General features: G+C 36.4%; 24 protein-coding genes. 19 read left to right on the top strand and 5 right to left on the bottom strand.

Annotation, left to right across the window (positions count from 1 at the left end; translation table 11 throughout):
* The first annotated feature begins 171 nt into the window (after positions 1–171).
* Positions 172–648 (top strand): hypothetical protein, encoded by a 477-nt coding sequence (locus ACIGHG_RS02495; RefSeq protein ID WP_396546995.1) that lies wholly within the window; start codon positions 172–174, stop codon positions 646–648.
* Between the two features lie 176 nt (positions 649–824).
* Here ACIGHG_RS02495 and ACIGHG_RS02490 read toward each other — a convergent pair whose 3' ends face one another.
* Positions 825–1,529 carry a hypothetical protein gene (locus tag ACIGHG_RS02490; RefSeq protein WP_396546993.1) on the bottom strand — a complete coding sequence of 235 codons (705 nt, stop codon included), beginning with the start codon at positions 1,527–1,529 and terminating at the stop codon, positions 825–827.
* 177 nt (positions 1,530–1,706) lie between these two features.
* Between ACIGHG_RS02490 and ACIGHG_RS02485 the strand changes: the two genes are divergently transcribed.
* The 3 genes from ACIGHG_RS02485 (at position 1,707) to ACIGHG_RS02475 (ending at position 4,858) form a co-directional block, all read left to right on the top strand.
* Positions 1,707–1,802 carry a GH32 C-terminal domain-containing protein gene (locus tag ACIGHG_RS02485; RefSeq protein WP_336472370.1) on the top strand — a complete coding sequence of 32 codons (96 nt, stop codon included), beginning with the start codon at positions 1,707–1,709 and terminating at the stop codon, positions 1,800–1,802.
* A 45-nt stretch (positions 1,803–1,847) separates the two neighbouring features.
* Entirely contained in the window at positions 1,848–2,816 is a 969-nt protein-coding gene (locus tag ACIGHG_RS02480; RefSeq protein WP_396546991.1) for a carbohydrate kinase family protein, read from the top strand.
* A 1,028-nt stretch (positions 2,817–3,844) separates the two neighbouring features.
* Positions 3,845–4,858: a LacI family DNA-binding transcriptional regulator gene (locus tag ACIGHG_RS02475; RefSeq protein WP_090915663.1), complete on the top strand. Its 1,014-nt coding sequence runs from the start codon at positions 3,845–3,847 to the stop codon at positions 4,856–4,858.
* Between the two features lie 39 nt (positions 4,859–4,897).
* On the opposite strand, the gene yhfH is transcribed toward ACIGHG_RS02475, so the two are convergent.
* Positions 4,898–5,026, bottom strand: coding sequence for a protein YhfH (gene yhfH / locus ACIGHG_RS02470; RefSeq protein WP_090915666.1), 129 nt, complete (start codon positions 5,024–5,026; stop codon positions 4,898–4,900).
* Positions 5,027–5,186: 160 nt separating this feature from the next.
* On the opposite strand from yhfH, the gene ACIGHG_RS02465 reads away from it, so the two are divergent.
* The 4 genes from ACIGHG_RS02465 (at position 5,187) to ACIGHG_RS02450 (ending at position 8,716) form a co-directional block, all read left to right on the top strand.
* Positions 5,187–5,921 carry an MBL fold metallo-hydrolase gene (locus ACIGHG_RS02465; RefSeq protein WP_336472230.1) on the top strand — a complete coding sequence of 245 codons (735 nt, stop codon included), beginning with the start codon at positions 5,187–5,189 and terminating at the stop codon, positions 5,919–5,921.
* A gap of 9 nt (positions 5,922–5,930) precedes the next feature.
* Entirely contained in the window at positions 5,931–6,920 is a 990-nt protein-coding gene (gene lplA / locus ACIGHG_RS02460) for a lipoate--protein ligase (RefSeq protein ID WP_336472229.1), read from the top strand.
* 135 nt (positions 6,921–7,055) lie between these two features.
* Positions 7,056–8,588 (top strand): fatty acid--CoA ligase family protein, encoded by a 1,533-nt coding sequence (locus ACIGHG_RS02455; protein ID WP_090915672.1) that lies wholly within the window; start codon positions 7,056–7,058, stop codon positions 8,586–8,588.
* A gap of 5 nt (positions 8,589–8,593) precedes the next feature.
* Positions 8,594–8,716 (top strand): hypothetical protein, encoded by a 123-nt coding sequence (locus ACIGHG_RS02450; protein WP_396546988.1) that lies wholly within the window; start codon positions 8,594–8,596, stop codon positions 8,714–8,716.
* Positions 8,717–8,869: 153 nt separating this feature from the next.
* Here ACIGHG_RS02450 and ACIGHG_RS02445 read toward each other — a convergent pair whose 3' ends face one another.
* Positions 8,870–9,862: a zinc-dependent alcohol dehydrogenase family protein gene (locus ACIGHG_RS02445; protein WP_336472228.1), complete on the bottom strand. Its 993-nt coding sequence runs from the start codon at positions 9,860–9,862 to the stop codon at positions 8,870–8,872.
* A gap of 777 nt (positions 9,863–10,639) precedes the next feature.
* Between ACIGHG_RS02445 and ACIGHG_RS02440 the strand changes: the two genes are divergently transcribed.
* From ACIGHG_RS02440 to ACIGHG_RS02395, 10 genes are all read left to right on the top strand, one after another.
* Positions 10,640–11,338 carry a hypothetical protein gene (locus ACIGHG_RS02440; protein ID WP_396546986.1) on the top strand — a complete coding sequence of 233 codons (699 nt, stop codon included), beginning with the start codon at positions 10,640–10,642 and terminating at the stop codon, positions 11,336–11,338.
* Between the two features lie 297 nt (positions 11,339–11,635).
* The gene (locus tag ACIGHG_RS02435; protein WP_336472226.1) at positions 11,636–12,196 is read left to right on the top strand and encodes a GNAT family N-acetyltransferase; all 561 of its coding nucleotides are present in this window, start codon (positions 11,636–11,638) and stop codon (positions 12,194–12,196) included.
* Between the two features lie 176 nt (positions 12,197–12,372).
* Positions 12,373–13,413 (top strand): sulfate ABC transporter substrate-binding protein, encoded by a 1,041-nt coding sequence (locus ACIGHG_RS02430; RefSeq protein WP_336472225.1) that lies wholly within the window; start codon positions 12,373–12,375, stop codon positions 13,411–13,413.
* Positions 13,414–13,445: 32 nt separating this feature from the next.
* Positions 13,446–14,282 carry a sulfate ABC transporter permease subunit CysT gene (gene cysT / locus ACIGHG_RS02425; RefSeq protein WP_336472224.1) on the top strand — a complete coding sequence of 279 codons (837 nt, stop codon included), beginning with the start codon at positions 13,446–13,448 and terminating at the stop codon, positions 14,280–14,282.
* Between the two features lie 15 nt (positions 14,283–14,297).
* Positions 14,298–15,158: a sulfate ABC transporter permease subunit CysW gene (gene cysW / locus ACIGHG_RS02420; RefSeq protein WP_336472223.1), complete on the top strand. Its 861-nt coding sequence runs from the start codon at positions 14,298–14,300 to the stop codon at positions 15,156–15,158.
* 1 nt (position 15,159) lies between these two features.
* Complete coding sequence (locus ACIGHG_RS02415) at positions 15,160–16,233, top strand: sulfate/molybdate ABC transporter ATP-binding protein (protein ID WP_336472222.1); 1,074 nt, start codon at positions 15,160–15,162, stop codon at positions 16,231–16,233.
* 125 nt (positions 16,234–16,358) lie between these two features.
* Positions 16,359–17,294: an ATP-grasp domain-containing protein gene (locus ACIGHG_RS02410; protein WP_396546983.1), complete on the top strand. Its 936-nt coding sequence runs from the start codon at positions 16,359–16,361 to the stop codon at positions 17,292–17,294.
* Between the two features lie 578 nt (positions 17,295–17,872).
* Positions 17,873–18,778, top strand: a complete 906-nt coding sequence (locus ACIGHG_RS02405; RefSeq protein ID WP_336472220.1) for an AraC family transcriptional regulator — start codon at positions 17,873–17,875, stop codon at positions 18,776–18,778.
* Positions 18,779–18,950: 172 nt separating this feature from the next.
* Positions 18,951–19,310, top strand: a complete 360-nt coding sequence (locus ACIGHG_RS02400) for a VOC family protein (protein ID WP_336472369.1) — start codon at positions 18,951–18,953, stop codon at positions 19,308–19,310.
* Between the two features lie 296 nt (positions 19,311–19,606).
* Positions 19,607–20,620: a C45 family autoproteolytic acyltransferase/hydrolase gene (locus ACIGHG_RS02395; protein WP_396546981.1), complete on the top strand. Its 1,014-nt coding sequence runs from the start codon at positions 19,607–19,609 to the stop codon at positions 20,618–20,620.
* Positions 20,621–21,168: 548 nt separating this feature from the next.
* Here the strand turns inward: ACIGHG_RS02395 and ACIGHG_RS02390 are convergent.
* Positions 21,169–21,753, bottom strand: a complete 585-nt coding sequence (locus tag ACIGHG_RS02390; RefSeq protein WP_090915699.1) for an SCO family protein — start codon at positions 21,751–21,753, stop codon at positions 21,169–21,171.
* Positions 21,754–21,907: 154 nt separating this feature from the next.
* Here ACIGHG_RS02390 and ACIGHG_RS02385 point away from each other — a divergent pair, with 154 nt between their 5' ends.
* Entirely contained in the window at positions 21,908–23,164 is a 1,257-nt protein-coding gene (locus tag ACIGHG_RS02385; RefSeq protein WP_396546979.1) for a M48 family metallopeptidase, read from the top strand.
* A gap of 496 nt (positions 23,165–23,660) precedes the next feature.
* On the opposite strand, the gene ACIGHG_RS02380 is transcribed toward ACIGHG_RS02385, so the two are convergent.
* Entirely contained in the window at positions 23,661–23,876 is a 216-nt protein-coding gene (locus ACIGHG_RS02380; RefSeq protein ID WP_336472217.1) for a spore germination protein, read from the bottom strand.
* Between the last annotated feature and the right edge of the window lie 190 nt (positions 23,877–24,066).

Raw genomic sequence — 24,066 nt, 5'->3', positions numbered from 1 at the left:
ACCATACTGATAAAAGGTTGACTTTCAACTATATACATCCATTTTCATTTTTCGATGACCTGCACTCGCTTTCTCTCTTTGTTTTAAACCTCGCATGTGGCAGGAAAGGGGATTTTTATATCGTTTTTTTAACTTGTATATATAGCAAATCGAATTTAAAGGATGGTTAACATGAAAGATGAATTAAGTATAAATATCTACTTAGATGAAACGGATACTCCGTTTTCAAGATATTATAGCCCGGATGATGTTCACCTAAGCTCTGACCTTGAAGATTTTCTTTTGTCAAAGCTGCACAGTGGCAAAAGAAAAGACATAGAAATATCTTTTTTCGGTCAGAATGATTTTGACGAAAAGTCATTGAAGACTGCCACATTTAATACTTTTTCTAATCTCTTGGAGGAAGAGGAATATACATATGCTAGAAATGTCAAAAAGACTATTGTGTTGTTTGTGATTGGTATTATTGTTGGGGTGATATACTTGAAGCTTTCAAGCAATCATGCCTATATTGGAGGAGTATTAAGCATTGTGTGTTGGGTTTTTATTTGGTCAGGTACAGAGGTTTATTTTTTTGAAAATCAGCAAATCAAACGAACTATCAGGAAATGCAAAAATATTCTAAATGCGAATGTGCGCAAAAGATAAAATTTCAGTAAATATTTACATTCGCGAAGCTGATTTCCGGATTCGATCTTGTGCATTTATTTGGATTATTGTTTAAAGTTGGAAATTGTGATGAAGATTAATATCACTATAGTTCATAAATAAATAAGACCTCGATTTGATCGGAGGTCTTATTCTTATCGCCAAAAAACAACAATCTATCCAAAGAGCTTTTTCTTTTTACGAGAACGGTGTACGCCGTAACTTACAAGGATAAGTGTGAAAATGAGCCAAGCAAATGGTGCATATTTTTCGGCGAATGTTTTCATTTTCATATTTTTTGTGATTTCTTCTTTTGTTTTACCTATTATAATTTCAGAACCATTATATCCTTCAAGTGCGTTTCCTTTTTTAACGCCAAAAATTAGAGCTTCCGTGTTATTTTCAATCCCGTGATAGCGATATCCTTTACTATGTATCGTTAATTGCGTGTCGTCTTTTTTTAAAGTGTATTCCTCAGTCGTAGCAATGTCTTGTGAAGAAAGTGGAATAGGCTCAATTGCCAAGCGAACTTCTTTTTCGTTTAGAGTAGGAAGTGACTCACCATTTACAGAAAGATGCGCGGCAATATGTTTTTCTGTATCCGTAGTTTTCCAACTTGCTTTTTTTCTTCTATATGATTTTTTCTCGAGTAAAGCAAATTCTTTATTTACTTTTGTTTCATCTGTAACGGGTTGTTCAGTTGTTATGTTTCCTTTTAATAGGATCACACCGTCTTTCGCTGTTTGAAAAGAGGATACTTCTTTTGTTTCTTTTAGCTTGTTTACAGCGTCGTTATAATGTTCCTTTCCAAAAAGTGAATTGATGGTTTGTACAGTTAGGACGATGTATAAGATTACTAGTACGATGATGCCCTTTTTCACGATTGTTCCCCCTGAAAAATAGTTTGAATGATCTCTATATCTATTATTTTACAGAAAAACATATATTAGGAACAATTCCGTATTATTACATTAACATTACAAAATTGTAAGGTTGAGTTTCGTTGTATGGGAGTGCAGATGTGTTTTACAATAACTTTTGGTATTCAAAGTATATAAATCCATAATGATAGAGAACAAGTATGTACCAGTCGTATCTTTCCAAGAACCGACAGCACAGAAATTTATTTTTTTGCTGAAGAAGGAAGTGTATGATTACAAGCAACAAAATGGGATTATGAATAAGAAGAGGTGGAATGTATGAAGAGCTTATATGCAATTGGAGAAGTTTTAATTGATTTCATTCCTATTCAAAAGGGAAAGGCGCTAAAAGATGTAGTAGAATTTCAACGAGTTCCAGGAGGAGCACCTGCGAATGTGGCAGCTGCAGTTGCAAAATACGGTGGAAAATCATGCATGCTTACAAAACTAGGTACCGATGCATTTGGCGATTTCCTTTTAGAACAATTACAAGAAGTAGGTGTAAATACAGACAAGGTTACAAGAACGAATGAAGCCAATACAGGCCTTGCTTTCGTCTCATTACGCGAAGATGGTGAACGTGATTTTTCTTTTTATCGCAATCCTTCTGCAGATTTGTTGTTTCATGAAAATGAGGTAGATGAAAGCTGGTTTGAAAAAGGTGATATTCTTCATTTTTGTTCCGTTGATTTAGTAGAAAGCCCGATGAAATATGCGCATATAAAGGCGATTCGCTCTGCGAAAGAAAATGGAGGGATTATCAGCTTCGATCCTAACGTACGCCTGCCGCTTTGGAAACATGCTGAAGATTGTAGAAAAACAATCCTGGAATTTATTCCGCTTGCACATATCGTTAAAATTTCAGATGAAGAGCTAGAGTTTATTACAGGCATTTCTGATCCAAAAGAGGCGATTGAGTCCTTGTTTATAGGAGATGTACAGGTTGTTATTTATACAAAAGGAGCGCAAGGTGCGGAATTATATATGAAAGATAGACAGTATCAATCAAATGGATATCGTGTTGTAGTGCAGGATACAACAGGTGCAGGAGACGCATTTATTGGCGGTTTCCTGTATAAATTGCTAGAGAAAAACGTGAGACAACAAAATGTAGAAGAGGTGCTTCATATGCATTGGCAGGAGATACTAACATTTGCGAATGCGAGCGGTGCCCTTACTACGACAGGAAAAGGAGCAATATCTTCTATTCCCGTAAAAGAAGATATCTATCAGTTGCTTGAAGGGTGACCTATTTATATACAAGTAAAAAACGATATAAAGCCCTCTTTCTTTTGAGGGGACGAGAGCATCTGGCCGCGCATAGAAACGGTCAGGGCCTTTTCTTCCCCCACTATTTTTTCTTCTTATGCCATGCAAGGATAAGTGTAAAGGTGTAACTTTTTCGTAATATCTTCTTTTGTTTTTCTTACTATATACCCTTCAAGTGTGTTTTCTTTTTTAACTCTAACAATTAGAACTTCTGTTTAGTGAAATGTATAATTTTACAATTATTAGAAAATTATTAAAAAATTGGTATTGTCTCTTTTTTTCGACATAAACAGACATTATACTTAAGGTGAGTTGAATAACTCAGGAAATTATGCGAGGTGAAAAATATGAAAGGGAAAAAAAGCAATGATTACAGGTTCATTAGGGGTAATTATGTTGACGATGGCACTATACAGAGAAGGCCATGCAGAGGAAAAAATCAATTACTAGTTCAAATGCAAGAAGATTCATTTCAGACAGGTGAGCTTATCGTATCATCAAACATTCACTGGAAACTGTAGTGAAAGATACTCTCAAGAGGAAGACAAAGCAAGCATTGGCTTAACAACAAGTTATCTGTATGCAAGACGGCGTATGAAAAAACTTTTGTGGCTTATGTATTGACATTACTAATGTTAGAGGGTGTTTTTTTGATAGAGCATAATCGAGTCGTAGTGGTGAATCATAATGAAAAAGGGCAGTTGACGTCTGACTTACCATTTGAGCATTAAAACAAAGAAGAAACGATCGTCAGTAGACGCGATTGTTTCTTTTTTATTTTTTATAGAACTGTTGTTTTTTCAATTTGTATTTTGGAGTATGTTAAAATATTAACTTGATCCCCCTCTATAACGATATTTTTTCTACTGTTTATAAGTATACTTTTCTTGTTTTTAACATTTACAATATCAATATAGTAATTTCTTATTAAGGTGTGTTGCAGTTTCCAATTATATACTATATAATTCTAGTTAAGAAAACGTTTTCATTTAAAGGGGGAGAATTTCGTGTCGACGATCGAGGACGTAGCGAAATTAGCGGGGTTATCAAGAACAACGGTTTCTCGGGTGATTAATAACCATCCGTATGTATCCGACGAAAAGAAAAAGAGAGTACAATTAGCAATGAAGCATCTTGGATTTGTTCCGAATTCTGCGGCGAGAAGACTACGTAAGCAAAAGACGGAAACAATTGCAGTATTGGTTCCGCGTGTGACAAATCCTTTTTTCAGTAAATTTATTGAGGCGATTGAAATTATGGCTTCAGATCATAAATATAAACTGATTATTTGTCAAACAAGATATTTACCAGAGAAAGAGTTGGAGTATTTACAATTGTTATCTACGAAACAAGTAGATGGGATTATTTTATGTTCACTTGAAAATGCTTGGGAAGATGTTGAGCCTTATTTACAGCATGGACCGATTGTTTTATGCAATGAATATATTGAAGAAGCAAACATTCCAACTGTAAACTTTGATCATGCACAGGGAGCGTACATAGCAGCGAAGCATGTATTAGATCAAGGATATCGTCATCTTGTCTTTTGCCGTGGCAGAGAGACAAAGGTGATCAACCAGCAGAGAAAAATGGGCTTTTTGCGTGCTGTAACAGAGGCAAGCAAACAAGTGGAGTCAATTGACTTTGTTGAAAGCGCTTACTCTATTGATGATGGAAAAAATATATTCTATGAGTTTTTGCAAGACAAAAAAAATCCTACCGCTATTTTGGCAGGGGGAGATGAAGTCGCAGCAGGAATTATCGCAGAAGCAAACAAACAGGGCTGGAGCATTCCTGATGATTTAGCTGTAGTTGGTTTTAATAATCAGTTCTTATCACAAATTACAGACTCAGGCATTACGACGATTGATCAGCCAATTGATGAAATGGCGCGTAAAGTTGTGGAACTGATGATGGATAAAATTCATACGAAAAATTATCGAAATAAAGAAGTGTACGAGTTTGAACTGGAGCTCTTGGTGAAAGGGTCGACAGTGAAAAATACAATGATGCTAGCCTAGTAGATGATATCTGCTAGGTTTTTTTATGTTTATAATCTATTATTCTTCATGCGTACAATCTTCGCACTTATTGTGGTACGCTTCGTGCTGCTCATCAATCTCTCTTCCGCAATGGGAACAAGTTTTTGCCGGTAAATTTCTAAAAAACTCCATCGGTTGATCTAACATGTAAATCCCTCCATTTTCATTTGTTAGTATTATTGTATTAGTACAAAAGATTAAAGTCAACAACTGTTTTATAACAAAGTTGAAAATAATGAAAATGTGTAGAAAATCAATTATAGTTAAGAATGTAAAATAGAAAGTGAAACAGAAAGGATGAACGGATATGAAAATGACGGTTGTCGGCTTTTGGGGCGGTTTTCCAGAGGTGGGAGAAGCAACGTCTGGATATTTATTTGAACACGATGGCTTTCGTTTACTTGTCGATTGTGGCAGCGGTGTACTAGCACAGCTTCAAAAATACATAACGCCTTCTGACATAGATGCGGTTCTATTATCGCATTATCATCACGATCATGTTGCTGATATTGGGGTACTTCAGTATGCACGTTTAGTTACAAGCCTGACAAATGGAGTATTACCAGAACTGCCGATTTATGGACATACCTTTGACGAAAATGGGTTTGCCTCGTTAACACATACGCCTTATACGAAGGGGATTGCATATCATCCGGAAGAAACATTGCAAGTTGGTCCGTTTTCTATTTCGTTTTTAAAAACATTACATCCAGTAACTTGCTTTGCGATGCGTATTACAGCAGGTGGGAAAACTGTTGTATATACAGCGGATTCGAGCTATATTCCAGAGTTTGTTTCATTTGCACAAAATGCAGATATATTTATTTGTGAATGTAACATGTATGCACATCAAGATGGATCAAAAGCTGGGCATATGAATAGTACAGAAGCAGGAGAAATTGCAAAACATGCAAATGTAGGAGAACTGCTTTTAACTCATTTGCCGCATGCAGGAGAGTTATCAGACTTGGTAACGGAGGCAAAACAAATTTTTAACGGCCGCATCGTACTCGCACATAGCGGTTACGTTTGGGAATCTTGAGGTGAAACGATGTTATTTATTGATAATAAAGGAATCACAGATCCAACGATTAACTTAGCGATTGAAGAATATTGTGTAAAAAACTTAAACATTAATGAAACGTATTTACTGTTTTACATTAATGAACCATCTATCATTATCGGGAAGAATCAAAACACAGTGGAAGAAATTAATGCTGATTACGTACGTGAAAAGGGAATTCACGTTGTAAGACGTCTTTCTGGCGGCGGCGCTGTGTATCATGATTTAGGAAACTTAAACTTTAGTTTTATCACGAAGGATGATGGAGATAGTTTTCATAACTTTAAGAAGTTTACAGAGCCGGTGACAGTAGCACTTGGAAAACTAGGAATTAACGCAGAATTAAGCGGCCGCAATGATATTTTAGCGGAAGGAAGAAAAATTTCTGGTAATGCCCAGTTCCTTGCAAAAGGACGTATGTTTAGTCACGGTACGTTATTATTTGATTCTGAAATCGACCATGTTGTATCGGCGTTAAATGTAAAGATGGATAAAATTCAATCAAAAGGAATTAAATCGATTCGCAGCCGCGTTGCAAATATTGCAGAATTTTTAAGTGAGAAAATTACAATTGAAGAATTTAAACAGTTGCTTTTAGAAAATATTTTTGAAGGGGAAAATGAGATTCCAACGTATGAATTAACGGAAGAAGATTGGAAAGAAATCTATAAAATCTCAGAAGAACGTTATCGAAATTGGGAATGGAACTACGGGAAATCTCCAAAATTTAACTTACAGCATTCACATCGTTTCCCAATTGGACAAGTAGATGTTCGGTTAGAAGTGCAAAAAGGCGTAGTCTCAGAATGCAAGATTTACGGGGACTTTTTCGGTGTTGAAGATGTACGTGACATCGAAGAGCGCTTAAGTGGTAAGGTGTTTGATCAGGAAGCATTTGCGACGGCGCTAGCTGATGTCGAAGTACTACGTTATTTTGGCAATATAACAAAAGAAGATTTCTTATCTTTATTCTTTTAACCATTAAAAAAACAACCATATCTTACGTGTGGTTGTTTTTTTATATATGTTTTATGAAATGTAACTTGCACTGGCAATTTTCTTTTAATATAATGTATTTAGAATTTTTTAAATTTTACATAAGGTGGGGGTTTTGTGAATCTCGTTCAAAGATTAGCCGAAACGGTGAAAAAGAAAGGAGACAAGCCGGCTTATATTTTTCAGGATCAGTCGGTATCTTATGACCAATTTAACGGAATGGTCATAAAGTTTTCTAGTAATTTAGCAAAAATGGGCATTGGAAAAGGGGACAATGTCGCATTAATTGTTGGGAATTCGCCGCACTTTTTAATCGGTTTATACGGAGCGATGCGTGCCGGGGCAACAGTTATTCCAGTCAATCCGATTTATACACCAGATGAATTATATTACATTTTACAAAATGGAGACGTTAAAGCAATCATCACACTAGACATCCTTCTACCAGTTATGCAATCACTTACATCTAGACTTCCTTCTATTGAAAATATCATTATTTGTGAAACCTCAGCAGATTCAACTCATCAAGAAACCGAAAATTTGAAAACGTTTACGAATTTAGTGGCGAGCGGGGACCTCGCTTATCAAGGTCCGGATATACAAGAAGAAGACGTTGCCGTTATTTTATATACATCAGGAACGACAGGAAAGCCAAAAGGTGCGATGTTAACGCACAAAAATTTATATAGTAATGCGAACGATGTTGCTTCGTATTTACAGTACTCAGAGCATGACCGTGTAATTGCAGCGCTGCCGATGTTCCATGTATTTTGTTTAACGGTTGCTGTCAATGCGCCAATTGTAAACGGCGCCACGATTTTAATGTTACCGAAGTTTAGTCCGAAAGAAGTATTCCGTATTTGCCGTACATATGAAGCTACGATATTTGCTGGCGTACCAACGATGTACAATTATTTATATTTACATGAGGACGCAAGTGCCGAAGATGTTCAGACACTTCGTTTTTGTATTTCTGGCGGTGCATCTATGCCTGTTGCCCTTCTTAAAAACTTTGAAAAACGATTCCATGCTATTGTTTCAGAAGGGTACGGTTTATCAGAGGCATCACCTGTCACTTGTTTTAATCCGCTTGATCGTCCACGTAAACCAGGATCGATTGGAACAAACATTTTGAATGTGGAAAACAAAGTTGTCAATGAGTTAGGTGATGAAGTACAAGTTGGAGAAGTGGGAGAATTAATCGTTCGTGGCCCGAATGTAATGAAGGGCTATTACAAAGCGCCAGAAGACACGGCCGCAACACTTCGAGATGGTTGGCTTTACACAGGCGACTTAGCAAAAATGGATGAAGAAGGTTATTTTTACATTGTAGACCGGAAAAAAGATATCGTCCTTGTTGGCGGTTATAACGTCTACCCGCGTGAAGTAGAAGAAGTGTTATATATGCACGAAGCGATTGCGGAAGTAGTTGTAATCGGAGTTCCAGATGAAAAATTAGGCGAGGCGGTTAAAGCATACGTCGTACCGAAAACGACAAATGTGACAGTAGAAGAACTAATGGCGTATTGCGCGCTTCACCTTGCGAAATATAAAATACCAAGCAGCATTGAGTTTTTAGAAGAACTTCCGAAAAACACGACAGGAAAGATTTTAAGAAGAGCATTAAAAGAGAAAGCGCTGCAAGTATAAGGGGAATGAAAAAACAGCAGTTCAATTGTGAACTGCTGCCTTTCTTTGTTTTAAAACTTTGCGCGTGGCAGGAAAAGGCCCTGACCGCTCCTATACATAGCCAGTCCCTCCCTGGCCATTTAAAATAATGCTTTTCTGCTTTTTTTCATAGAGTGACTGAGTAGTTACATTCTTTTTATAAAAACTATAGAACAAATAGCTGAAAATCCTTGTTTAGTAATAGCCAAAAGATTATTTTTTCTTCTTTAACTCCTGCTTCCATAAGTTAAAGAAGAATTAAGTTAATAGCTTGTTAAAAATACTTTCCCGTTAGTTTTCTTAACAGATTCGACTACATCAATAGCTTTGATCACATCTATCAAGTCATACTTGGAATCTACCATCATGAAACGTAATTTTTTATCATCTATTAAACGGATCAAGTGATGAAAAGTTTCTTGCCATTTATCTACTGAGACATTTTTATTCCAATTCCGTAAATGAAACATATTAGCATTTACTCTTGCTATATTTACGATATCTTTCCAATTTACTTGTATCCCTGATAGAAGACCTATGGTTAAAAAATTACCATTAGGGTGTAAACAAAAAGCTAATTCGTTTCCATCTGAGCCTCCAATGGAATCAATAGCAGCATCTGCACCCATTCCATTTGTTAATTCCATCACTGATTCATACAGTGAAACAGTAGAAGTATTTATTACATAAGAAGCTCCAAGATGAAGTAACTCTTCTGTGTATTTATTATTTCTTGTAACTGCAATTAATCGAAAACCTAAAATCTGCGATAATTGAGCAAAAAGATGCCCAATGGAAGAACCACAAGCATTAACCAATAAAATATCATTAGGTTTTAATTTTAGAATTTCTGTACAAGTCACCCATGCTGTAACTGGATTAATATACATTTGTGATGCTGTAAAATCATTAATTGAATCAGGTATAGGAATCGCAAAGTCTGCTGATGTCTTAACAAACTCTTGCCAAGTACCTTCCCCGCGTAAAGGTAAAACACGTTTGCCAATGAGGTCTTTGGAAACGAAAGAACCTACATCTTCTACAATGCCAACTCCTTCATAACCAGGTATATTGGGTAAAGAAATTCTATGTGCGTATGCACCCCTTATTGGAATTAAGTCAGATGGATTTATAGGTCTTGCTAACATTCGAACTAAAACTTCGTTGTTTTTTGGCGGTTCTATACTTTTATCTTCAACTTTTAACACATTTTTGGGACTACCGAACTCATGAAATGTAATACATTTTCCACGCAAAACAATTCTCCCCTTAGTATAATCAGATTCACTATATCATCTTTAATTAAACTGCCTCTTTAGTTTAATTAAAGGGCCTTTAAAACAGAAGCTAAATAAGGTTGAGAACATTGTAACATTTTTAAAAACGTCGTGTTTACGACGTTTTTCATTTGTATGTATTTCTTTTTATAAAAAAAACGATAGAACAAATAGTTGAAAGACCTATTAAGAATAAAACAAATAAGTCGGTAATATTTTGGGAAATTCCACCAAGGAAAATTATAATCAATAACATTATGATACTACCTAATAGAGTATATATAACTAAAGCTAGTTTGAAAGGTAAGGATTTAGGGACTATATAAAATCTATATAATAATTCACCAATTATACAGCCTATTAATACTATGGGTGCTACATAAATTCCTATTACTATGGTAAAAGCTAAAAACTCCGGCCACTCTAATTTATTTGGAGACATAATCATTCCGAACAGATTTAGCGAAATAATTAAGCTAATCAATGAGTAAAGAAAAGCTACTATAAATTTTTTAATGATTTATCTCTCCAATCGTATAATTAAATTTTTAAATTTATTTTATCAAGAATATGGTTTTGTTGCAAAGTACTGTAAATCAAATTAAATTTTGTACAAAATTCTTACTTAAGAAATTACTATTAGTAGTATTTATATGTAATGCCAAAATGCATTTACATTTTACAAAAAATTGAATATATTTTAATTTATAGTAATGAACAAGCTGGTTCTAAATTTGAAAATAGAAAGGAGACCATATGAACAAGTGGGGAGCTGCTAGGTTTCGTTTGATTTTCGTCTGTATTACGATCATTGCAGCATGTACGTTATCACAAGGAGCCCTATATTCACGAGAAAAAATGAAGGAAGCGATGAAGAGTAATAGCATTGACATTGTAGAGGGATTTACAGATTGGGTGGATGGTGAAGGGAAACCTTATAAAACTTCTAGTGTGGGTGATGAAGCAGATGATCCCAGCAGACATGGTCGCTGGTTTGAAGACGAAGTATATCAAGGGGCAAAAGGTACGCTCATTCCTAACTTACAGCCAGGAAAAACTTCTGACATACAAAATATAATCACTTATATCTGTATAACGATTATTATATTAATCACTATTTGGCGTATTTATCGATCTAGAAAAAACCAAAAGCAATTGCCACAAGATACGATAGATGAGAAGAAGCCCCTTTCCAAATCAGGCCCACTCTCTTCTGCAAAGATAAAAAACGATTTGTTACCTCATCATCCTATACGCGCTGAATTGGTGAAGTGGGAACGACAGCTACCGGGGGCTAAACAAAGACGCTCCTATGAAACGATCCAACAGTGGTTTACACGTATTGGTTGTTCATATGAAATAGTAGGATTGTACGAAAAAATCCGTTATGGAGATTTTGCTTTTACTTCAGATGAACAGCAATTTATTTGTGATTGGGTGAAAAAGCATACGTAGTCCTATTTGTTCACGGATAATAAGGTTGTTTTCATTTCTTTTTTTGTGCTAACAGAGCAGCATATATAAGTCCATTTTAATTTCTCGACACATAAATTGCTGCTATGCAGAATACAACATGACCTGTACTTGCTTGCTCCTGTTGTTTTAAACCTCGCATGTGGCAGGAAAGAGCCCTGACCGCTGCTATACAAGGCCAGATGCTCTCGTTCGCCCCTAAAAAGAAAGGCGTTTTGAATTCTATGATAAAATTAATATATGTAATGAGAAAGATGCTTAGGAGGAAACTTACTTATTATGATTAAAATCGTCGGACAAAAAGTTGTATTAAAAGAAGCAACTCATCAAGACCTTGATGAATTATACTATTGGAAATACGAAGAAAAGGAACAAGAAGCGAAGAAATGGAATGGTCCGTACATACCTGAACCAAAAATAACAAAAGAAGAATTTCTAAAAAGCTGGGAGAAAGATTCTCAAATTATTTCAAACGTACCTAATACACTAATTATTTTTGCTGAAGATAAATTAATTGGAACAGTAGGTGCTTATTGGGTAGATAAAAATACGAATTGGTTAGAAACCGGTATCGTTATTTATGATAAAAATTACTGGAATGGTGGATATGGTACAGAGGCTTATAAACTTTGGATTGAGTTCCTATTCAAATCTACTGAATTGCATCGATTAGGGATGTCAACTTGGTCAGGAAATGTAAGAATGATGAAAGTTGCAGAAAAATTGGGGATGAAAGAAGAAGCAAGAATAAGAGAAGCAAGAATGGTAGATGGTAAATATTTTGATGCAATTAAAATGGGGATTTTACGAAGAGAGTGGGAGCAATCTTTAATTGGTTAGTATTACTTTTTGTGTAAAATCGCTCAATTCCATAGTTGACATATCGGAATTATGTATTTAAAATAAAGAAAAAAATGAAATAATAAAAGCTAATCAGAGAAACTGAAGGCGCACAACATTCACTTTGTGAAACGTTTGTGTGCCTTTTTCTATTGATAAAACAAGGAGGGATATAGATGAAGTTGCGGGGGAAAACATCAATTAAAGCTGGCGTGTTGTTGTCGACGTTGCTTCTGTTTTCAGGGTGTGCGTCGACGACATCTACTAGTAAATCAGAATCAGGAAAGTCTATTGAACTTTTAAATGTATCGTATGATCCGACCCGGGAATTGTATCAAGATTTCAACAAGGACTTCGCTACATATTGGAAAGAAAAAAGTGGTCAAACGGTTACTGTGAAGCAATCTCACGGAGGATCAGGCAGTCAGGCACGCTCGGTCATTGATGGACTAGAAGCGGATGTTGTGACCCTTGCATTAGCATATGATATTGACGCCATTAGTAAGAAGAAACTGTTACCGGAAGAGTGGCAGAAACGTTTGTCTAACAACTCGACTCCTTACACATCGACAATCGTATTTCTTGTTCGAAAAGGGAATCCGAAAAAAATTAAAGATTGGGATGATTTAACGAGAAAAGGGGTCTCTGTTATTACGCCAAATCCGAAAACATCGGGAGGAGCTCGCTGGAACTATTTAGGTGCATGGGGATATGCTTTGAAAAAAAATAATAATAGTGAAGAAAAGGCAAAAGAATTTGTAAGTCGGCTATATAAAAATGTAGAAGTGCTGGACTCAGGAGCACGCGGGGCAACGACGACTTTTGTAGAGAAAGGGATTGGTGATGTTCTCATTGCTTGGGAAAATGAGGCATTATTATCACAAAAAGAGCTAGGGAAAGACAAGTTTGAAATTGTTACACCATCTATCAGTATTCTTGCTGAACCTCCAGTAGCTGTCGTGGATAAAGTTGTCGATAAAAAGGGAACGCGTAAAATAGCTGAGGCATATCTCGAGTATTTATATACAGAGAAAGGGCAGGAGATTGCTGCGAAAAACTTTTACCGTCCTCGCGATCAAAAGGTAGCTGAAAAATATGCCCAGCAGTTCCCGAAAGTACAATTGTTTACAGTTGATGAAGTGTTTGGAGGGTGGAAAAAAGCGCAAGATACGCATTTCAATGATGGCGGTGTCTTTGATAAAATCTACCAAAAATAATTGAAGCAGATGATGTAATGAGGTGAAAGAGTATGAGGAAGAAGAGTAGGAAGAAAATTTTACCCGGGTTTGGAATTTCTCTTGGATTTACGATGTTATATGTAAGCTTATTTGTCTTAATCCCATTATCTATCGTGTTTATCCAAACTTCCCAGTTAGGATGGAGCAAATTCTTTCAAGTGATTACAAGTGAAAGAGTATTGCATGCGTATCAAATTAGTTTTACAACTTCACTGGCAGCGGCGCTTGTAAATGTTTGTTTTGGCTTATTAATCTCCTGGGTACTTGTTCGTTACTCGTTCCCAGGAAAGCGGCTGCTTGATGGGTTAATTGATTTGCCTTTTGCTTTGCCGACTGCGGTTGCGGGTATTACGCTTACAACTTTGTATTCTCAAAACGGCTGGATTGGAAAAATTTTTGATGTGTTTCATATAAAAATAGCTTTTACGCCACTTGGGATTATTGTTGCTTTAACTTTTATTGGATTGCCCTTTGTGGTACGTATGGTGCAGCCTGTCTTGCAAAATATGGAGAAGGAAGTGGAAGAAGCAGCAGCTAGTTTAGGAGCATCACGTTTACAAGTATTTTGGAAGGTTGTTTTTCCGGAAATTTTACCAGCTTTATTAGCGGGATTTTCGCTAGCTTTTTCAAGAGCGCTAGGGGAATACGGATCTGTTGTTTTTATTGCTGGAAATATGCCGCTTAAAACAGAAATTGCTCCGCTGATGATTATGACAAAACTTGAACAATACGATTATGCAGGTGCGACGGCTGTGGCAGCGGTCATGCTGGTTGTCTCTCTTTTCTTCCTGTTCACTATTAATCTCATTCAGGGCTGGAGTCAAAAACGTGGATTGCAAAATGAATAGAAAGGGGAGGAAAGAATGGAACCTTCATTCGTGAAACCGATTAGACCAAAAACAGTGCAGACACCAGTAGTCACGACAGAATCGAAAGTGATTCGCATCATTTTCATTGCGGTCACTGTTATCTATTTATCTGTATTTCTTTTGTTGCCGTTAGCGACGATTTTTATGAAGGCATTTGAGCGTGGAATGAATGTGTATATTGCCGCTATTACAGATAGTGAGGCGGTTTCTGCGATTCGTCTAACAATTATTGTTGCTCTCATTGTTGTCCCCCTTAATACGATATTTGGCGTGGCGGCAGCGTGGCTGATTACAAAATTTCGCTTTAGAGGGAAACAATTTCTTTTATCACTCATTGAACTGCCCTTTGCAGTTTCGCCGGTTATTGCCGGGTTAGTTTTTGTATTACTATTTACGCCTCGCGGTGAATTAGGGGCGTGGCTCATGGAGCATGGCGTGCGGCTTATTTTTTCAGTGCCTGGTATTGTAATTGCCACTGTGTTTGTCACATTCCCTTTTGTAGCACGTGAATTGATTCCTGTTATGGAGGCGCAAGGAACAAGTGAAGAAGAAGCGGCTTTATCGCTAGGAGCAAGCGGCTGGAACATGTTCTTTCGTGTTACGTTGCCTAATATAAAATGGGGGTTACTCTATGGCATGATTTTATGTAATGCCCGTGCGATTGGAGAGTTTGGAGCAGTTTCTGTTGTATCGGGACATGTGCGAGGTGTTACGAATACAATGCCACTTCATATTGAAATTTTATATAATGAATATCAATTTTCCGCTGCATTTGCGGTTGCGTCATTAATGTCATTGCTGGCGATCGTTACGTTAATTATAAAGAACTGGATTGAATGGAAAGGAAGGCAATAGGATGAGTATTCAAATTCAGAATGTATGGAAACAATACGGTACGTTTCAAGCTCTGCAGCAAATTAATCTAGAAATTCCGAAAGGGGAACTCGTTGCGCTGTTAGGTCCATCTGGTTCTGGGAAAACGACGTTATTACGAATTATTGCGGGGTTAGAACAAGCGGATCAAGGTGCGATCTTATTCGACGGAGAAGATTTAACGGATATTCATGTGAAAAATCGGCAAGTTGGTTTTGTGTTTCAGCATTATGCCCTGTTTAAACATATGAATGTATTTGAAAATGTAGCGTTTGGATTAAAAGTGCGCAAAAAGAAACTAAGACCGTCCGCAGCAGAAATAGAAGAAAAGGTGCTTGAGTTATTAAGACTTGTGAAGATGGATGGTTTTGCGGCGCGTTATCCCGCGCAGTTATCTGGAGGACAAAGACAACGGATTGCGTTAGCGAGGGCTTTAGCAGTTGAACCAAAAATTTTGCTGCTTGATGAACCATTTGGTGCATTAGACGCAAAGGTGCGTAAAGAATTGCGAAGATGGCTCAGGAAACTACATGATGAGTTTCAAATTACAAGTGTGTTTGTAACGCATGATCAAGAAGAAGCGTTGGATGTTGCGGATCGCATTGTTGTAATGAACGAAGGGCGCATTGAACAAATGGGAACGCCAGAAGAAGTGTACGATAATCCAGCTAGCCCATTTGTATATGATTTTTTAGGAAATGTAAATTTATTTCACGGTCGTGTTCGGAAAGGAAAATTGAATTTAGGTTCTATTGAATTAGAAGCACCGGAGCATGTGCATATTTCCGATGCTGACGCTGTTGCATATGTGCGGCCTCATCAATTATCTATTACCCGAACAAAGCAAGGCATCGATGCCATCCCAGCAAAAGTTATCTACACACACGCTGTCGGTCCTGTTGTATATATTGAATTAAAACGTGATGACGCAGACGAATATTTAGAAGCAGAAGTGAGTAAAGAGCAATTTGAACAGCTCAAGATTCGAACAGGAGAAGTTGTATATGCACATCTGAAAGAAGTAAAGGTGTTTATACCAGAGGACTTTGTTATTTAGTAAGAAAACGAAAGCCGCTTCGTGTCGTCTTTCGTTTTTTTTATTAATCTGTAAAATTAGTATTTTACAGATTAATAAAAAGAGTATAATGAATATAATCACAATTTAGAAAGAAGGTATTCCCCTTGAAAAAGATTTACATTATTCATGAAAACACAGAATGGACAAGACATCTAACGAAAAGATTGGAAGAACTCGATCTTCCTTATGAAGAATGGCATTTGGACAAAGGGAATGTTGATCTTTCGTCTGTACCGCCGAGCGGCGTATTTTATAACCGGATGAGCGCTTCTTCTCATACAAGAAATCACCGTTTTGCACCAGAGTTTACAGGGGCTGTCCTTGCTTGGTTAGAGAGACATAATCGAAAAGTATTCAACGGAAGCAGAGCACTTCAGATGGAAGTAAGCAAAGTTGCGCAGTATATGGCACTGAATGCACAAGGAATCCAAACACCGAAGACAATTGCTGCTGTTGGTAAAGAACATATTATAGAAGCGGCAGCGCAATTTGAAGGACGTCCATTCATTACGAAGCATAACCGCGCTGGAAAAGGACTAGGCGTTCAACTGTTTCAGTCTGTTGCTTCCCTAAAAGATTACGTAGAAAGTGCAGCATTTGAAGAGCCAGTAGATGGGATTACATTAATTCAAGAATACATTCAATCTCCTGAGCCTTACATTACACGTTGTGAGTTTGTTGGCGGGAAATTTGTGTATGCAGTTCAAGTCGATACATCGAAAGGCTTCGAATTATGCCCAGCTGATGCTTGTCAAATTGGCGATCTGTTCTGCCCGGTTGGAAAGAAAGCACCGGAAAAACCGAAGTTTCAAATTATTGAGGGCTTTAACGACCCGATTATTCAAAAATATGAGGAAGTTTTAGCTGCGAATGATATCGCAATCGCCGGCATTGAGTTCATTCGAAATGCAGATGGAGAAATTTTCACTTACGACATTAATACAAACACAAACTACAATGCTGATGCCGAAGCAGTTGTTGGCAAATACGGTATGTTAGAGATTGCGAAGTTTCTTGGTAGTGAATTAGAGAAAATATGATAGATAGGGAGAAAGCTGCTGATGAGGCAGCTTTCTTACATATACTTGAATTGGTAAGTAATATTTAAAGGATCTAATGTAAACATTACGATGATAGATGCTAGAATAAAAACGAATGAGCTAAATAGACAATATTTGAATATGCTCAAACTTGTCCTTTTGTAAATGAATTTATTACCGGATATCCCAATTAAAATGATAACCGTAGTAAAAACGATTGTAATAGGAAGAAAAATAATAATTATATCTTCTTCTCCTACCATATCTGATCCATCAAAATATCCAATTATAACACCTATAATACAAATACATGTAATGATAAATTTAATAACATAAGGAAATGAGAATGCTAAAAATGAGTTAAGACATACATTTAAAAATAAAAATAATAGTCTCATTTATATACCACCTTTTCATATCAGGAGTGTTGATTAACTAGAAGAAATTCATGCCTTTTGTGTATTTCTTTATAATATGTTACCAGTGAATTGGTAAAATGTATAAAACAAAAGCAAAAAACGTCAAGAAGAAAACGCACGTTCCCTTTAACATAATACATATAAGGCAGGTGAACAGAGATGGGATGTTATGAAATACAAATTCAAAAAGTAATTGATTCCATTGAAGAAGATGTGATGGAAAAGCAAACGTTAGCGAATCTTGCGCGTATTGCAGGATTTTCTGAATATCATTTCCACCGCGTCTTTCAAACACTCGTAGGAGACTCTGTGATGGAGTATGTACGAAAGAGAAGGCTCGCCCGGGCAGCTTATCAGCTTTCTCACACAGAGGAAAAAATTCTTGATATTGCACTAGAGCACGGCTTTCAATCTCATGAAACGTTCACACGCGCCTTTAAAAAGCTGTTTCATATGACGCCGAGTGAATATCGAAAGCAAGAGATTCGAACACCGTTATATTCCAAGGTGAATGTAATGCAGCGAAAATTTAATCCGTATCTAGGGGGAATTAAAATGGAATTTCGTATAGAAACAAAGCCAGCTTTTCAAGTAATTGGGTATGAAATGAAGACAACGAGTAAAGACGGAAAAAACCTGGAAGATATCCCAGCAATGTGGCAAAATTATTTGCAAAATAATTTGTCGGAAAACATTCCAAACCGTAAGCATACGAATGAGTTCGTCGAGTTAGGGATGTGTACGGATTTTAATTTAGAAACAGGTGAGTTTACGTATATTATTGGAATGGAAGCAACAAGCTTTGATGATGTACCAAGTGAGATGACGTGTCGCACATTCCCAGAAGCAACGTACGCAGTATTTACAACGCCGAAAGTTCCGCATGAAGAAATGGTAGCATCGATTCAGCAAACGTGGAATGCCATCTTTACAGAATGGTTTCCGCATTCCGGCTACGAGCACTCTGGTGTTGTAGAGTTTGAATTATACGATGAGCGCTGCCATGCTGATAAACATGATCTTGCACAATTGGAGATTTGGCTGCCAGTGCAGAAGAAACAATAAAGTGAAAAGAGACGGACTTTAAAGTAAGTAGTTCCGTTTTGTGAAGAAACATTGTAAATATCAATTAACATTAAAAATGTTGTTAAACTTTGTACTTAAAATAACGAGCAGGTTAGTTAAATAGTTATCTTATTTATTTGGATAATCTTGGTGTGGGAGGGATGGTTGATTGATGTGGAAAAGAATAGAATGTGTCGCAATTTATGCAGAAGATATTGACAAATCGGTGGAATTTTATCAATTGTTAGGTTTAACAAAAGCCTGGGAAACGTTTCAAGATGAAGAAAAACAATGGAAACTTATTGGCATGAAATTTCCTAATGGCAATTCAGAGTTAGTATTAAAGAATAACCCTAATTTGAATTTTGCTGAAACTGAGATTGTTGTTGAAGATGTTTGTGAGACTTACGAAACGTTAAAGTATAATCCTGAAGTTCAGTGGATTCGCACTCCATTCCTTAATTCTTTAGGTGGTCATGTGGCTGTAATGCAAGCTCCAGACGAAAATGTTTTTGTTTTAGTAGGAAAATAAAGTAGTAGAAAAGAGTATTAAAAGTGGAATTTAAGGAAGTCACAAAAAACTCGTTTGCGTTAGTAGGTTTTAGTGCGGCAGGAAAATGGAGTGGCAAGATTGTTAATCCGATTCCAGAACTATGGGGGAAATTGTACAAATTTACCTGTGAATGTTGATTTAAAATAAAGTTCGATCATTCATAATAAAGATTAATAATTTGTAAAAAAGTTTGATAAAAAGATCCATTTTGTAGAGTGTTTTTTTGTTCAACAATCGGGCAGGATAATGAAATACAATAAGGGGAGTATTTTTTTATGTCGGAATTTTTAGTAAACCTATTTCAAATCAGAGATACTTCATTTAATATTGGATTAAAGTTCGGTAAGTATTTACATAATAACCCACTGTTAAAAGTCTTGGATTCAATAACAAGACCAGAGATAGACTATAAAAATTTGAAATCGATTTATTCGGCCTTAGCACCTCATTTACTTGAAGAGTTAGATGGACTAGCTAATGGATTAGAGATTTCTACCAAAAAGTCTGCTTCTTTGTTTAGTGGCTATGATGTACCAAGGACAGAAGCTATGGGATGTTCTGCAATTATTACAAAAGAATATTATGTTAGGAATTATGATTTTTCTCCCGCCCTTTATGATGGGATTTTTAGTTTAGTTCAACCTGAAGAAGCCTTTGCAACAGCAGGATATAATCTTCAAGTTTTAGGAAGACATGATGGAATTAACCAAAGAGGGTTAGTAGCAGGATTGCACTTTGTAAGTAATAATAGTTACTCAAAAGGTATATCTCCATGGACTGCGATTAGGATGGTTTTGGATATGTGTTCTTCAGTTGATGATGCAATTCAAATGTTGAAAGAAATCCCTCATGCAGCGTGTTACAACTTTTCACTTGGTGACAAAAATGGCAATATGGCAGTAGTTGAAGCTAGTCCAGAGAAAGTAATTGTGAGGCTTGGACAATCATCATTATCTTGTGTTAATCATTTTCAGGACGAGATGCTAAAAAATAAAAACAGAGTATCTATTGACGGTTCGGCTAAACGCAATAGTTATCTTCAAGAAATTTCTAATAAAAATCTCACACATCAAGAAATGTTTGATGAATTTAAAGATAAAAATTCACCATTATTTTTTACTGATTATGAAAACTTATTTGGAACCCTTCATACGTTATCATACTCTTATCAAAATTCTAGAATCATAACTACCATTGCACAAAGTGAGCATGTCTTGGATTTTAACTTTCAAGATTGGGTTGATGGTGAGAATGTAAAAGAGCAAATGCTAAGAGGTATAATAGATTAAATTTTATTTATTATTTTGTGAATATTATTAAGCTAACGCATGCTTTAGCGAAAGAAGAAATAATTGATTTTATAATTGAGATCATATTTTAGTTATTCTATTATAGGGACGCTTTAATTGAGCAAGGATAACAAAAATTATCAAACTTTTTTATAAAAGGATGATTCGATTGAAAATAGAAAAAGCGTGTTTTGATCAATCTTTTTTTCAAAACACGCTTTTTCTATTTGCCTCTTTTATCAAGGTTTATTAAGTTAATTTAATCAAACTTTATTCCAAGGCTACATTTGGGCTCAGTATTTTACAGTATACGCATGTCGAACATCATCGGAGGGTCTTTATTGTCTGTCGAATCGCCGATATATTAAAAAAATCGCTGATATCGTATTATTTGTATGAAACTATTTTGTTTTTTAACATATAAATTGCTGTTATGTAGAATAAAACATGACCTTCACTTGCCCTTAAACCTTGCATGTGGCAGGAAAAGGCCCTGACCGCTTCTACGCATGGCCAGACGCTCTCGACCATCTAAAAAGAAAAGGGTTTTACATCGCCTTCTTAATTTTCTCTAACACTTCTTTACTATCAAACCCGCGCTCTCCCATACCGAATACTTCAATTAAACGATTATTTTCATCTAGTAAGTAAGAGTTAGAAGTATGAATGTAAAGACCGCTTCCAGGATCACGGTAGCGGAAGTTGAAAGATTCAGCTAGTTGTTTCGTTTCTTCCTCATCGCCGCGCAGCAGATGCCAACCTGTTGTTTCTTTCATATCAAATGTTTTGGAGTAATGTTCTAGAATTTCTTTCGTATCGTATTTCGGATCAATCGTAATCGTAATAAATTCGATTTTTGTTCCGAACACTTTTTGTTTTACAAGTTCATCTCGTAAATGTTTCATTTTGTATGTTGTAACCGGGCAAATGTCTGGACATTTTGTATACATAAATTCCACTAATTTTAATTTTTTCGGTAATTGATCAAATGATACAGATGTTCCGTTTACATCTTCCATAATAATCCCCTTTGGTATTTCCGCTGATGCTTTTCGGTAACTGGTAAAATAAAAAATTCCAATCAAGGTTGCAACAATAAGTCCGAGCGTAAAAGTAATGTACAATTTCTTCATTCCAATCCCTCCCAATTTTTATTTTATAAGAAAAATCTGAAAAATAAGGGAGGAATGAGTGAATATTACATGACAATTCATGTATTAGCTTGTTCTATTTTTTGAGGAACGAACTACAATATTAATAGACAGGCAGCGATGAGGAGGAGAAATCATGCGAAAAGTGATGAGATGGACACTTTTTTTGTACGCTCTATTTGCATTATTTATATATTGGTACTTATTTAGCTGGAATCATGAGATCATACCGGAAGCGTATAAAGGAACGAATGCAGATCCAGCAACATTTATGAATGCAAGGGAGCTGACACTTAGTCAAGATTACTCGCGGGTAAAGAATTTATTGTTTTTTTTAGCAACGCCGCTGCAATGGATTGCTTTATTATTTGTACTTATTTTCGGTGTATCAAAGCGGTTTGAAAAGTGGGCGAAAGATACAACGAGATTCCGAGTACTACAAATTGCGATTTATTTGTTTTATTTATCGCTTGTGACAACAATACTCGCGTTGCCGCTGCAATGGATTAGTCATCAAGTATCTGTTGATTACGGCATTTCTACACAATCAACGGCAAATTGGATAAAGGAGCATATACTGGATTTTTGGGTAAATTTTTTGCTTATGTTTCTTGTCGTGACAGTGCTGTTATGGCTCATTAAAAAGTATCCGAAACGCTGGTGGCTGTATGGCTGGGCGCTTTCTGTTCCATTCACGATCTTTTTAACATTCATTCAGCCAGTAGTCATTGATCCGCTCTATAATGATTTTTCGACGCTGCATAATAAGGAGCTTGAGAAAAAGATTTTAACATTAGCAGATCAAGCAAATATCCCAGCAGAGCATGTGTATGAAGTGGATATGTCAAAGAAAACAAATTCGTTAAATGCATACGTAACGGGGATTGGCTCAAATTCTCGCATCGTTTTATGGAATACTACGCTAGAGCAGTTAAAAGATAAAGAGATATTATTTATTATGGCGCATGAAATGGGTCATTACGTTATGAAACATATATATTGGGGCGTTGGGAGTTATATCGTTTTAACCTTTGTTGGCATGTATCTTATTAACCGTATTATTCGCGCGTGTATTCGTAAGTGGGGCGATACACTGCATATTTCTAAGGTAGCTAGTTTCTCAGTTTTACCATTATTTTTCCTTGTATCTTCGATGCTTTCTTTTGCAGTAAGCCCTGCTACAAATTACGTATCGCGCATTGAAGAAAGAGCGGCCGATCAATACGCATTAGATATGACGAAAGATGGTCAGTCGGGAATTAAAACATTTCAATATTTATCGAAGACGAGCTTGAGTCAAGTGAATCCGCCGGCTTTGGTGAAATTTTTCATGTACACACATCCGCCAATTTTTGAAAGAATTAATACGTTTGAAGAATACAAGAAGAAATAGTCGTTAAGAATGGTAATTGTGTATCAAAAATAAAAATGGAAAAGAACAAGTAATTTTCTAGCATAAAGACTAGGAAGCTACTTGTTCTTTTTGCTATATATCCATTTTAATTTTTCGGCATCTTTGTCTAGCTCTGCCTCCTAGGCCCTCATGTCTAAGAACCTTCCACACAAGAAGGTAAAAAAACACCTTCTGTGTAAAAGAACCTTAGCTAACGGGCCTAAACAGTCGGTGGCTTCGCGTCTTCCGCCGAGGCAAAAAGCGCCTCTATGTCAGAAGCTCCATCCCCCTCTTGTTCTGAGCGAGCCGCTTCCGCTTTTCTTTGTAAGTCGCTGCTATGGAGAATACAACATGACCGCTACTTGCTTACTCCTTTTGTTTTAAACCTAGCATGTGGCAAAAAAGGCCCTGACCGCTTCTATGCATGGCCAGATGCTCTCGTCCTCCCTAAAAAGAAAGGGGTTTTTAATTAGTATATATAGCTTAAATCACTAGTTTACAATGTAAATGTTATATCTTGATCAGTTTGATCATTATCAAATACATTTGAGGTACTAACCCCATTAAAGACTTTCAGTGATTTTGCTGCATTTGATGATCCAGAACCATGATATTCTTTATTACGGAATTGAGGATTTACATTGTATTTGTCTCCTAAATTTACAGTCCCATTACATCGTGAAATGACAATGCTGTCAACAGTTGCAGGCATGCTCTTCACCTCTTTTTTATTTTTATCCCGCTATTCGCGCCCCCATCTCAAGGTTGAGAGAGAATCGTTGGCCAGCTCCAGTGGCTAGAATGTTCGGTGGCTTCGCTTCTTCCTACGAGGTAAAAAACACCTCTACGTCAGAAGCTCCATCCCCCTCGCATTCCGGACGAGCCACTTCCGCTTTTCTAAA

It is taken from the genome of Bacillus sp. NPDC077411 (assembly GCF_044543425.1).
GTDB classification, from domain to species: Bacteria; Bacillota; Bacilli; order Bacillales; family Bacillaceae_G; genus Bacillus_A; species Bacillus_A bruguierae.
The sequence above is the reverse complement of the archived record's forward strand: the minus strand, read 5'-3'. Positions and strand labels throughout refer to the sequence as shown.